Source organism: Staphylococcus sp. 11-B-312, from assembly GCF_016743055.1.
GTDB lineage: Bacteria > Bacillota > Bacilli > Staphylococcales > Staphylococcaceae > Staphylococcus > Staphylococcus ureilyticus.
In genome coordinates, this window is record NZ_CP068241.1 from 2,692,039 (window position 1) to 2,704,538 (window position 12,500).

At 31.9% G+C, this 12,500-nt stretch carries 11 protein-coding genes; 4 read left to right on the top strand and 7 right to left on the bottom strand.

The genetic code is table 11. From position 1 onward, the window contains the following. Positions 1 to 3: 3 nt before the first annotated feature. On the bottom strand, positions 4 to 462 hold the full coding sequence (locus JG554_RS13015; RefSeq protein ID WP_070657220.1) for a LytTR family DNA-binding domain-containing protein: 459 nt from the start codon (positions 460 to 462) through the stop codon (positions 4 to 6). A gap of 599 nt (positions 463 to 1,061) precedes the next feature. Between JG554_RS13015 and JG554_RS13020 the strand changes: the two genes are divergently transcribed. Beyond that, a complete protein-coding gene (locus tag JG554_RS13020; RefSeq protein ID WP_107360310.1) occupies positions 1,062 to 1,967 on the top strand; it encodes a PhzF family phenazine biosynthesis isomerase in 906 nt (301 codons plus the stop codon). 267 nt (positions 1,968 to 2,234) lie between these two features. Here JG554_RS13020 and JG554_RS13025 read toward each other — a convergent pair whose 3' ends face one another. From JG554_RS13025 to JG554_RS13035, 3 genes are all read right to left on the bottom strand, one after another. Then, positions 2,235 to 3,611 carry an MFS transporter gene (locus JG554_RS13025; RefSeq protein ID WP_371090914.1) on the bottom strand — a complete coding sequence of 459 codons (1,377 nt, stop codon included), beginning with the start codon at positions 3,609 to 3,611 and terminating at the stop codon, positions 2,235 to 2,237. A 121-nt stretch (positions 3,612 to 3,732) separates the two neighbouring features. Continuing rightward, on the bottom strand, positions 3,733 to 4,533 hold the full coding sequence (locus tag JG554_RS13030) for a Cof-type HAD-IIB family hydrolase (protein ID WP_070657214.1): 801 nt from the start codon (positions 4,531 to 4,533) through the stop codon (positions 3,733 to 3,735). Between the two features lie 81 nt (positions 4,534 to 4,614). Then, entirely contained in the window at positions 4,615 to 5,502 is an 888-nt protein-coding gene (locus JG554_RS13035) for an AraC family transcriptional regulator (protein WP_070657211.1), read from the bottom strand. Between the two features lie 105 nt (positions 5,503 to 5,607). Here JG554_RS13035 and JG554_RS13040 point away from each other — a divergent pair, with 105 nt between their 5' ends. Then, the gene (locus tag JG554_RS13040) at positions 5,608 to 6,525 is read left to right on the top strand and encodes a DMT family transporter (protein ID WP_070038513.1); all 918 of its coding nucleotides are present in this window, start codon (positions 5,608 to 5,610) and stop codon (positions 6,523 to 6,525) included. Positions 6,526 to 6,711: 186 nt separating this feature from the next. Then, on the top strand, positions 6,712 to 7,383 hold the full coding sequence (locus JG554_RS13045) for an LPXTG cell wall anchor domain-containing protein (protein WP_107360311.1): 672 nt from the start codon (positions 6,712 to 6,714) through the stop codon (positions 7,381 to 7,383). Positions 7,384 to 7,626: 243 nt separating this feature from the next. On the opposite strand, the gene JG554_RS13050 is transcribed toward JG554_RS13045, so the two are convergent. The 3 genes from JG554_RS13050 to JG554_RS13060 all read right to left on the bottom strand — a co-directional run bounded on the left by JG554_RS13050 (position 7,627) and on the right by JG554_RS13060 (position 11,358). After that, on the bottom strand, positions 7,627 to 8,799 hold the full coding sequence (locus JG554_RS13050) for an IS256-like element IS256 family transposase (RefSeq protein ID WP_000195429.1): 1,173 nt from the start codon (positions 8,797 to 8,799) through the stop codon (positions 7,627 to 7,629). Positions 8,800 to 9,022: 223 nt separating this feature from the next. Further along, complete coding sequence (locus tag JG554_RS13055; RefSeq protein ID WP_107360312.1) at positions 9,023 to 10,447, bottom strand: APC family permease; 1,425 nt, start codon at positions 10,445 to 10,447, stop codon at positions 9,023 to 9,025. 269 nt (positions 10,448 to 10,716) lie between these two features. Beyond that, on the bottom strand, positions 10,717 to 11,358 hold the full coding sequence (locus tag JG554_RS13060) for an FMN-dependent NADH-azoreductase (protein WP_107360313.1): 642 nt from the start codon (positions 11,356 to 11,358) through the stop codon (positions 10,717 to 10,719). 79 nt (positions 11,359 to 11,437) lie between these two features. Here JG554_RS13060 and JG554_RS13065 point away from each other — a divergent pair, with 79 nt between their 5' ends. Continuing rightward, positions 11,438 to 12,373: a helix-turn-helix transcriptional regulator gene (locus tag JG554_RS13065; protein WP_070038525.1), complete on the top strand. Its 936-nt coding sequence runs from the start codon at positions 11,438 to 11,440 to the stop codon at positions 12,371 to 12,373. The last annotated feature ends 127 nt before the right edge of the window (positions 12,374 to 12,500 follow it).

The window sequence follows — 12,500 nt, forward strand, 5'->3', positions numbered from 1 at the left end:
ATGTTATATGCCTAATGCTTTATTTAAATTTTTGACGTATCTTCGAGATATAGACACTTTCTTGCCATTCGTAAGTGTAGCTATTAGATTACCTGAGAAGGATGGATTAACTTTCTTTATAAAATGAACATTAATAATTGATGATTTAGATATTTTTATAAAGAAAGCGCCGGCCAACTTATGTTGTAATGTACTTAAAGTCATACGTGTTGTAAGTTCTTTTTCTGTTGTCGTAATTGTGATTTCTTTATCAAATATTTCAGCGAACATGATATCTGATTTACTGATCATGAATATACCTTCTGATGTTTTAATCCCTAGTTTATCTAAATTTGAAAATGTGAAATTATTAATGTGTTCTAATAAACTTTCACCTGTTTTTCTATCAAAAGTATTGATGTTTACTTCTGTTATAGTGCGAACTTCGTCTACTTTCAGATGAACTCGTACGTCACTTTCCATAGTACCGCCCCCCTCTTTTTACTTATACTATATAATTCTCTGCTATTTTGTCAGTACTTTTATCGTAAGAGGTCACCAATATAACGTAACCGGTTGAAAACATAATTATAAAATTCAAACTCTTTTTCTAATTCCATTCATAGTTTCCTTTTTAATAATATCAATAATAGTTATGTCTATTGCGGAACACATAATTTTGTATTCTTACCCATCAAAATGTAATAATCCACTTATAAAACAATAGCTGTGTTTAATTCACAAAAACCCCTCATTACTGAAAATAGTAAGGGGGGTTTGGAATGTGTCTTATTCGACTAATTTTATTCATCATTACGTAGAGGTATCCATACATAAACAACGCGACATAACACCTAATGATTAACTAAAAACTATTTTATATGCGTACAAGCAGTAAAAAAAGGATAAGTCAAAGTTTAATATAAAGGCTAAAAAGCGTCATAACCTCTATATAAAGAGATAATAAAGTTGATAAATCAATTAAAATTCTTTTAAAATAATAGCTACAAGTAAAATTGCAAAACAAACTCATGTAAATTGTTCTACAACTTATAGAGAATTTAAAAATCAGGAGGAATGAAATGGTTAAATCCGTGCAGGTTTATCATTATGACTCATTCAGTATAGAAGCCAATAAAGGGAACCCTGCTGGCGTTGTATTGGATACAGAAAATTTAACAGATTGGGAAATGCAAGAAATTGCATCAAAAATTGGCTTTAATGAAACTGCATTTCCTGTTAAATCTGATAAGGCAGACCTTAGAATACGTTTCTTCACGCCAGGCCATGAAATGGACCTTTGTGGTCATGCAACAATTGCCACGATTTATGCTTTAAAAGAAAAACAATTACTAAAAAATAAAAACGAAATTACAATTGAAACTAAAGCAGGCATTTTATCTATCGGAATGAATGTATCTCATAATGACCAAATATATATCACTATGCAACATGCCACACCACAATTTGAGACATTCAATGGCTCTAATAAAGATTTAGCTCATGCACTAAGTATCGAAGAAGAAGATATCGTCGATAATTTACCAGTTTTATATGGAAGTACAGGCGTTTGGACACTTCTGGTTCCAGTGACAAGTCTAGCTGTTTGTAAGAAAATGAAACCCAACAATGACCAATTCCCTTCTATATTAAGCGAAAAGCCTAACGTGTCTATTCATCCATTTTGTTTTGAAACATATCATCCAGATGCTAATATGCATGCACGTCATTTTTCTTCACCTTTCTCTGGAACAACAGAGGATCCAGTTACTGGAACCGCTTCTGGAATTATGGGAGCTTACTTTGTTAAATACATACATAACAATTCAGACCATCCACTCAATCTTATCGTTGAACAAGGCCAAGAAATTGGTAAAAATGGTAAGGTGAAGGTTAACGTTACTTTTAAAAACAATGAATGGGAAATAAAAATAACTGGAACAGCCGTTAGCGTTAAAACATTTATTGTTCATTTAACTGATTCTTAATTGAAATCAACTTAATAAATATATGTAATTGACTTAGTGATAGCTATAAAGTTCGCATTATAAATGATGTAAAATAAGCATCAACAACTGTAACTAATCGTTTAAGTAGTTAATAAGTTTAAACCGTTCGCTTATTAAACATGTATATCAAATTCATAATAACGGCAATATAAAAGGACCAATCCATGATTATCTTACGGATTAGTCCTTATTTTAAATATGAGATTTATAGCGCGGTATCATTTATTAATGAATTTCAATATATGCTTAAGCTTTTATATTTTTAGGAATGATGATTTGAGTCAAAATCACACCTATAATCATAATCAATAAACCTGTTAAAAATGAAGTCGTCGCAGCTACACTAGCACTATGGTTGACTTGCACTGCTGCAAAAATAGTTGTGTTAAGCGCAATGCCTAGTGCACCACCTAGTGTCGCACACATTTTGTAGATACCTGAAGCTAAGCCAACTTTTTCATCAGGAATTGTTAAAATTGCAACTGTAATTCCTGGTGTAGCACATAAGCCATTTCCTATAGCACAAATGACAAATCCAAACACGACAATGCCTACATACCAATCTGTTGGTAATACAGTTAAACTGATAAACATAATTCCTATTGCTGGAAATAGTGGTCCTACCAATAACAGTGGCTTGCCTCCAAAGCGTAAGGATAATTTTTCTCCTAAACGGATCATCACAACTGCCATAATGACATAAGGAACAGTCACAAGTCCTGCTTGAAAGGCATTTAATCCTAATTCTGTCTGCGCATACATATTAAATACTGTCGTCGTACCTATGCCAGAATTGAGTACAACATTGATCATTGAAGAACCAACAAAACCACGATTTCGGAATAATGAAAAATCAATGAACGGTGCATGTTTTTGCCTTTCAAAGAATATAAAAATAACTGTAGAAATTATAAAAATCACAAAACATGTAATTGAAAAGGTACTGAACCAACCTTGTTCAAACCCTTGTGTGGCAAACAATGTAATACTTCCTATTAAAACTGCAAATAAAAACATCCCAATATAGTCAAATGGTCTTGTGTCAATTTTTTCTTTTTCTACTTCTTCTGTTCCCCACAATAACCAAAATGCAATAATTGAAATAATGATAGAGATGATAAAGTTAGATTGCCAATTGACATATGTCGCTATCAATCCCCCAACCATCGATGCTAAACCGATACCACCAACGCTACCGATCATCAAGTAGCTAAATGCTCTACGCATTTCTTTACCTTTAAATTGCTCATTAATCACGCCTACGGTAGAAGGAAGTAAAATAGCCGCCGAAAGTCCTTGCAACATACGTCCTACCAATAAGAAAGCTGTCACACTAGACACAATAATAAGTAATGAGCCTAAAATACTAAAAATGATACCAATATAAGTCATTTTTAGTTTTCCAATTTTATCAGAAACGTCACCTGCACCGACCATAAAAATACCAGTAGCAAATGATGCTAAACTGACAGATAAGTTAACAACACCTGGTGTTGTTTGATAGGTATGTTGAACCTGTGTAGATATATTAATAAACGATTGAGCAAAAAGCCAATACGTTAACACACTTAACACAATAGCTAAAATCAATTTGTTGTTTGATTGTTGCTTTGTACTCACGATGCATGAACCTCCTCATCTAAATATTGCATATAAAAATACGCACTAGATAGATATTATCATACAAAGTACAATTTATTTTATGAATTCTTACTATTTTTCCAATTCATATAAAAATCTACTTTTATTTAAATCCTAAAAGTAAGTTTAAAGTTTGTACAACGCCATCTTCATTATTATTAATTGCAATTAAATTTGCCTCTTTTTTTAATTCAGGATAAGCATTATCCATAGCGACTTTATATTTCGCCGCTTTAAATAAATCTAAATCATTATACCCATCACCAAATGCAATAGTTTCTGAAGGTGTAATTTGAAGTAAATTCTGAATTCGATTAATTGTAGTTCCTTTATTCACGCCCAAGTCTGCAATGTCAATCCATGATTCATCTGAAGCTACGATATAAACATCTTTTTCAAAATGTTTTAGACGGTCGGCAGTCTCTTTACAGTGAGCACTTGCGTCATGAACAGTAATTTTCAATAAATCATCTTCAATATCGTTATAATCTTTAATATAGTGCACATGTTGATAAGAACCATGCACGTGCCTTTTCTCTGATTCAGAAATATTGTCTAACACGTATGCACCGTTTTTCGAACAAGCCAAAATGGTTTGTGTATCATCAATTGCTCTTATCGTATCAATAATTTCTTTTGCTTTTTTATTTTCTATCACTGCATTGTAAATAAAATCCCCATTGTATTTAATTCGTGTTGCACTGTCGCCTACAATAAATGTATTCGTTGCGAGATCACCTACAATCGTTTCTACACGCTCACATTGCTTACCAGTACAAAAGACAAAGCGAATATCTTGATTTGCACAATTTTCTTTTAACAATTGAAAAGTCCCGTAATTAAATTGGCTATCATCAGTTAAAAATGTGCCATCCATGTCCACGACAATCAGTTTAATATTCATAAAAACGACCCCTTTATTTGGCATTTAACTTATTGTATCTACTTATCATTATAATTAGCAATTTTTCTAATCCGTATTGAGTCATGACGTCGCAGTTATTTGCTTTTTCTGAAATTGTTTTGGGGTGAGCTTGTATTTTTCTTTAAAAACTTTAATAAAATAACTCGTTGTTGAAAAACCACATGCCATTGCAATATCAGTAATCGTATATGATTGTTTACTACGCAACATTCTTACGCTGTGTTCTAATCGTAAATTCACCAAGTATTGCATAGGGGTCTGATTTACATAAAATTTGAAACATCTAACCGTTTCAGATTTACTCATATGAATCTCATCACTTAACATTTGTAATGAAATTTTCTTGTGAAAATGATTTTGCAAATACGTTATCAGTCTTTTAATACGATAATCAAAGTAGTATCGCTTTTGTTCATTTACTACTGCAAAATGCAGTAATAACCATTTTATTGCTTTATAATATTTGGCAGTAATATCTAGTTCAAAGTATGAGTTTTGTTTTTCATAAATTTGACCAGCTGAGTTAATAATCTCTAAGAGTTCTCTTTGTTGTTTGTCATCTTGGGATAAGTATATATAGGGGACATAATGTGCTTTATTTATAATTTCTGATACATAATTAAATTCTAAATAATTGATCGTTTCTGGTATCTCAATATTCCAACAATAATACTCTGTTTGTGAAAATTCACTTGTTAACTCATGCACAACATTTGAATTGATAAAAAGCCCGTCTCCTTTTTTAATATTAAATGTGTCGTCACCAATTGAAACATCGAGTGTTCCATTAACCACATACATGAATTGTAATGCGTGGTGCCAATGTATAGGAATATAGCCAAAAATCGTGCGATTTAAATGTGTATGTAAAATAATATGTTTCCATTGTTTATCAGGAAATTGTATTAATTCTTCTCTTGTATTTTCTACGATAATTTCTTGATACATAAATGAGACACCTCAATATTTTGCTATTTTAAGCTTATTTTTATATATTATATCGCTTATTTTATCGCTATAGTATAAATATATTAATATTTCACAGGTGATGATATGGTAAATAAAACAAAATTTAGAATCATAGGTATTTTATTAGCTATTGTAGGGGCTTCATTTTGGGGGCTCGGTGGTACGGTATCAGATTTTCTTTTTCAACAAAGGGACATTGATGTCAATTGGTATGTAACTGCGAGGTTATTAATCAGTGGCTTCGTCTTATTAATGATTTACAAAATAATAAATAGAAAATCTTCATTATTCGATATATTTAAAAATAAGCATAGCTTATTTCAACTTATCATTTTCTCAATTCTTGGTATGTTACTCGTTCAATATGCTTACATGGCGTCTATCAATTTTGGTAATGCCGCAGTCGCTACTTTACTGCAATACATAGCCCCAGTATATATCATTATTTGGTATGTGATTAGACGTAAAGAACGCTTTAAACCTTTTGATTTGGTTGCAATTATCCTCACATTATCAGGTACATTTTTACTACTAACCAACGGATCTTTTAGTAAGCTTGTGGTATCTACACCAAGCGTAATTTGGGGGATTATATCAGGCTTAGCACTTGCTTTCTATACACTTTACGCAACACAATTATTAACTCGGTTTCCATCTATTTTAGTTGTCGGCTGGGCCATGTTAATTTCAGGCATTGTCATGAATTTCAAAGCACCTATATGGCAGTTTGACTGGTCTCATTTAACAGGATCGACTGCACTTTATTTAACTTTTGGTATTATTGCTGGAACCGCTATAGCATTCTTTTTCTTTATTGAAAGTTTAAATTACTTATCGGCAAAAGAAACAACGCTTTTCGGCACAATTGAACCTGTTATGGCCATATTAGCAAGTGCCTTTTGGCTTAATGTTACGTTTCGTAGTTTTCAATTAATTGGCATTCTACTGATTATCGCACTCATTTTGGCTTTATCATTAAAAAAACAACATAACATAGAATAATTTCTATAAAGCAAAAATTTAATATGTACTTGTAACACTATTGATCTTAGTAATAAAAAGGTTACTGCTAGCAAAGATAAAAAATTCTATAGCAAACATTATTAATTTACTTTTAAAATGTTTTGAACAATATTGATGAGGGGGTTATATTTATGATATTAATATAATAGTAAAGGGGGATAATTAATGAAAAAATCAAACATTTTACTTACGTCATTATTAGCAAGTTCAATAGCAGTGACGGGAATCAACGGCACAGCTAATGCTGAGGAAAATGGTGCTAAAACTGTTACAGGAGAAACGCTACCAAGTAGTACTGACCCTGACGGTGATGGTTGGGCAAACATGGACTTTGATATCTCTGCTCTACCACAAACATATCAAGATGAAATAACACAACTTACTCAGCAAAAAGATTCTGGCGAGTTATCTCAAGTCAATTATAATGAAAAAGTTGCAAGTATCTTTGAACAAGCAAAAGAAGAACAACAAGCACATCAAACTACGCAAGGTAATAGACCATATGGTGGTGTAAAACCTGATGGTATGTCTCACGAAGACTATCAACAATTAGAAAATAACGTACCAAAACGAACAGAAGTTTCACCAGAAGCATACGAACAAGCTATAGAAAATGAAACACAAAAAATTGCCAATAAAAATAATCAATCAATTAATACACCACAAGGAGTCGTTACACCAAACGCTCAAGATAACCAAATGGAACAACAAAATTTACCAGATACTGGACAACAGAATAATGCTGAAATTTTAAGTATTAGTGCTGGTTTATTAGCATTAACTGCTGGACTTAGTCTACTAATGTTTAAAAATCGTTTTGTTAATAAATCTAAATAATGATATACATATCACTACTCAATTCTATTGAGTAGTGATATTTTATATTTTAAAACTTAATTAAAACGCATTTTCATATCAATTCCTACCAATTAAACCCATATTATATTAAGGTTTAGCCTGAAATTTTAACATACTTCCTACTTTTTATTTTAAGACAAACTATAAAAAAGAGTAGAAACGGAATTAACAAAGTCAAGTCCAGACTCCTGTGTAAAATGCTATACAATGTTTTTACCATTTCTACTTATCAAAATTGATGTATTTTCTTGAAGAATAAATCCATTCATCATGTAGGTCCATAAGAACGGCTCCAATTAAGCGATTGGCTGATGTTTGATTGGGGAAGATGCGAATAATCTTTTCTCTTCTGCGTACTTCTTGATTCAGTCGTTCAATTAGATTGGTACTCTTTAGTCGATTGTGGGAATTTCCTTGTACGGTATATTGAAAGGCGTCTTCGAATCCATCATCCAATGATGCGCAAGCTTTTGAATATTTTGGTTGATCGATATAATCATGAATCAATCGATTTTTAGCCTCACGCGCTAAGTTAATATCTGTGAACTTAAAAATTCCTTTAACAGCTTCTCTGAAAGATTTTGAATTTTTTTTAGGAATGGTGGTAAAGATATTTCTTAGGAAGTGAACTTGGCATCTTTGCCAACTTACGTTGGTGAAGGATTTTCTAATGGCAGAGACTAATCCTTTGTGCGCATCAGAAATAACGAGTTCCGTACCTTGTAAACCGCGTTCTTTTAGGTATTCAAAAAATGTTGTCCAGGTCTCTTCGCTTTCGCCACTTTGAATCATGAAGCCGATAATTTCACGGTCGCCATCTTTGGTTATTCCAATCGCTATATGACAGCTTTTTGAGAGTACTCGATTTTCTTCTCGTACTTTTATATAGAGTACATCGGTCATTAAGTAAGGATAATTTTTTTCTGATAATAAACGATTCTGCCACTCGTTAACCATAGGTTCTAGCTGTTCTGTTAAGCTAGAAACGAAGGACTTAGAGACGGATTTACCACAAAGTTCTTCCACAATTTTTGATACTTTACGAGTTGAAACGCCTGATACATACATTTCCAACATTGAAGCCATGAGGGCTTTTTCGTTTCGTTGATAACGTTCAAACACTGTGGGTGAAAAATGGCCATCACGTGTTCTGGGTACTTTTAATTCTAGCGTGCCTACACGTGTCGTAAAGCTGCGCTCATAATAGCCATTTCGTTGACTTTGTCGGTTTTCTGTTCGTTCATATTCTTTTGCTTGAATATATTCTGTTCGTTGATTTTCCATTAGTTGATTAAATACCGTTGTTAAAATATTTTTAGAAACGTCATCCTTTACAGAATATTCAATAATGCTTTGAATCTCTTCGCTTTTCAGTGTAAAATGTACTTGGGTCATGTAAAAGTCCTCCTGGGTATGTTTTTGTCGTTAAAAACATTGTACCGTAAAAGGACTGTTATATGGCCTTTTTACTTTTACACAATTATACGGACTTTATCATTAACAATGTCGATTAATTCCAAATTTCTACTCAATCAGGACTAACACATACTATAATAATCAATGCATAGATTTTGTCTAAACCATTAAACTTTTTATTAATGTTTAAACCATAATGTGTTTAATTTTTGATGTTTTTAAGATTTTTTAAAATATACAATACATAATAAATGATGCCGACACAGAACCAAATTAATGTATAGATTTTAGCCTGACCACTTAATCCCCAGAACACAATAAATACACAAATAAAAATAATAACTGGCATCACTGGATAAAAAGGCAATTTAAATGCTGGTTCTGGTAAATCATGTCCTTCTCTTTTACGTAATGAAAAAATACCTACTGTCACAAACATAAAAGCTACAAGCGCACCCGCTGAAATTAATTGTGCTAAAAAGCCAAACGGAAATACAGAACCAATAATAATTGCAACAATCGATAGTACGATTAACGCACGGTTCGGCAAATTCTTATTATCTAATTTTCCTAACCAAGATGGTAAGATGCCATCCCTACCAAATGAATAAAGTAAACGAGAACCCGCCATCATCATACCAATTAAAGCAGTAAACATACCAATCACTGAGACTGCCTGCACTATAACCGCAACGGTACTATGACCACTCATACGCAAAGCCCAACCTACTGGTTCAGCATTATTTTTATATTGCGCATAGTCAAACATTCCCACTAATACAAGTGAAACGATTATAAACAAAGTAACCGCAATCAGTAAAGAGCCCAAAATCCCTCGTGGCATTGTTTTTTGTGGATTAATCGCTTCACCAGAGTTTGAAGCGATAGAATCAAAACCGATATAAGCAACAAAAATGACAGAGCTACCTGCATATATTCCCTGCCAGCCACCAAATGCACCTGCTGCAGTTTCACGGTACTCTGGAATAAAAGGTATGTAATGACCAATATCAATCACTGATAAACCTACAATAATAAATAAGAAAATAGCCAATACTTTGAGAATCACGAGTGCATTTTGAACACGGGCCGCTTCTGACGTTCCTCTATATAGTAATACCGCAGTAATAATGACTACAATAGCTGCTAATAAATCAACGATACCTCCGTCTGTACCGAGAGAGTTAGATAATGACTGAGGTAGTGATATATGAAAAGGCTCTAATAAACCTCTCAAATTAGCTGAAAATCCTGATGCCACAAATGCAACCGCAATTAAATATTCAGCAATTAATGCCCAACCTACAATCCATCCAAAAAATTCTCCAAATAATATGCTAATCCAAGTATATGCTGATCCAGCAAAAGGCATGACAGATGCCATTTCTGCGTAAACAAATGCTACCAATGCTGCCACAATAGCTGCTACTAGAAAGGATAAACTGACTGAAGGACCCGTGTGATCTGCAGCTACAACACCAGGCAACGTAAAAATAGCAGTAGAAACAATTGTACCGACACCTAAAGCTAAAAAGTCTCTTATTCTTAATGTACGCTCTAAATGAGCATCTTTATTTTGAAATTTAGCAATATCTTCCTTTTTGAAAATTTGTTTTAAAAGATTCATCAATTTTCTCCTTGTTAATAATGTACAAACACGTATTACAGTATAGTGATTTTTAATTGTAATGTACATATCCTTTTAAAAAAGAATCTTTTACAAATGCATGATTATTTCAAATATTTCTTAGCTAAATAAACACATTTTAGTAATTTCAAAACCTATATAAACATACTTTTTTCATATATTTATCATACAACTATCTCTTATATGGTACGTATATAATTTGAAAGATATGACCTTATTTTTGTCTTAATCTCCTTATTATAATCAATTTATTTTGCATAAAATGATGGCAATACTTGCTTTAAATCTAATTTTGCATCATTTAAAATGTCATTTTCAGATAATATCGCAGTTCCTTGAGCTCTAACTACATAAAATTCTTCAAACCCCATAATATCTTCAAACATCGCTTTCAAATAATGATAAGAAAAATCTAATAATTTATAACGATCATCATTTGTATAAATTGAACCACTTGCTTGTAAGTATAACGCTTTATAATTATCTGTCATTAAACCTACAGATCCATTTTCAGTATATTTGAACGTTTCACGTGCAATCATAATATTATCTATATAATCTTTAAGTCGTGACGTAATATTAAAATTGTGTAATGGTGAAATAATGACAATTCTTTTATACGCTTTAAATTGTTGTAGTAACTCTGATGTTTTGGTTGAAATCAGTTCTTCTACTTCGGATAATTTTTCTCCTTCACATTGCTTGTGCCATACATTCAGTAATTGATTTTTTTCAATACGAGGCAACTGAATGTCATATAAATTCAAAACTTCTGGTTGTTCATTTGGATACAATTGTCCATATGCTTCAAGAAACATTTCTTTTAATTTGAAAGAAAAGCTATCTTCTTTTTTAAAATCAGGATGTGCATTAATCATTAAAGTTTTCATATACATTCTCCTTAAAAATTTGTTAACCTAAGTATATATTTCAATGGTGTCTAAATAAGTCACCTTTAAAGGAGAAAATATGAAAAAATCTGAACGATTAAATCAAGAGCTTATCTTTTTAAGTAACAAACATGCTTTTCATTTAATTGATTTAATGAGAGAATTTAATATTTCAAAAAGAACAGCGTTAAGAGATGTACAAGAATTAGAAAACATGGGACTTAGTATATATGTAGAAAACGGGCGCTATGGCGGATATAAAATCATTTCACAGAATTTGTTAACACCCATATATTTTAATAATGATGAAGTATTAGCAATCTTTTTTGCACTTAAAGCTTTAGATTTATTATCTACAACACCCTTTCAAAAATCTTATACACAAATCAGTGAAAAATTATTAGCTACAATACCAACGGAACAGCAACATAAGATCTTGAAAACATTAGATTTTGTTACTTATCATAATGTACCACCTGTCAGTCATGTAAAATATTTATCTAGTATTTTAAAATCTATCATCTATGAACAAACCGTTCACATCCGTTATACACAATACAAAAAAATTGATACAGAATTACAGATTTATGAGTTGTTTTATAGAAACGGCATATGGTTCTGTAGCGCATATGATATAAAAAATGACAAATGGGGCACATTTCGATGTGATTATATCGAACAATTAACAATCAATCTTTCGAGAAAAAATAACTATACAAAAGAACAACTTGCTGAATTTCAAAAACAATATGAAAGCACCTATCATAATGTCACATTTAAATGTCAGCTCACACCATTTGGAGTAGAGCAATATTCCAAAAACAACTATCCCAATATGAACTTAGAATATATAAAAGGTACACCTTATATTACTGGTGGTTATAATATTGAAGAACTGGATTATATGGTGAATTATTTAATTGCTTTAGGTGAAAATGTCCATATCATATATCCTAAGCAACTAAAAGAAGCTTATTTAAATAAATTGAACAATATCATCGACAAATACGAGTAATATCTGTGTTACATGGCTTTTTATAGCTGTATACCTTATGGTTGATTGTATTATCGTGGTTGGTCTACTTTAATTTGAATATTATTTCACTTCTGCAGCACTTAATTTATCGTACCCTAAGTCTTAC

Coding starts and splice junctions, on each gene's coding strand:
- JG554_RS13015 (WP_070657220.1), bottom strand. CDS start 462: ATGGAAAGTGACGTACGAGTTCATCTGAAAGTAGACGAAGTTCGCACT.
- JG554_RS13020 (WP_107360310.1), top strand. CDS start 1,062: ATGGTTAAATCCGTGCAGGTTTATCATTATGACTCATTCAGTATAGAA.
- JG554_RS13030 (WP_070657214.1), bottom strand. CDS start 4,533: ATGAATATTAAACTGATTGTCGTGGACATGGATGGCACATTTTTAACT.
- JG554_RS13035 (WP_070657211.1), bottom strand. CDS start 5,502: ATGTATCAAGAAATTATCGTAGAAAATACAAGAGAAGAATTAATACAA.
- JG554_RS13040 (WP_070038513.1), top strand. CDS start 5,608: ATGGTAAATAAAACAAAATTTAGAATCATAGGTATTTTATTAGCTATT.
- JG554_RS13045 (WP_107360311.1), top strand. CDS start 6,712: ATGAAAAAATCAAACATTTTACTTACGTCATTATTAGCAAGTTCAATA.
- JG554_RS13050 (WP_000195429.1), bottom strand. CDS start 8,799: ATGACCCAAGTACATTTTACACTGAAAAGCGAAGAGATTCAAAGCATT.
- JG554_RS13055 (WP_107360312.1), bottom strand. CDS start 10,447: ATGAATCTTTTAAAACAAATTTTCAAAAAGGAAGATATTGCTAAATTT.
- JG554_RS13060 (WP_107360313.1), bottom strand. CDS start 11,358: ATGAAAACTTTAATGATTAATGCACATCCTGATTTTAAAAAAGAAGAT.
- JG554_RS13065 (WP_070038525.1), top strand. CDS start 11,438: ATGAAAAAATCTGAACGATTAAATCAAGAGCTTATCTTTTTAAGTAAC.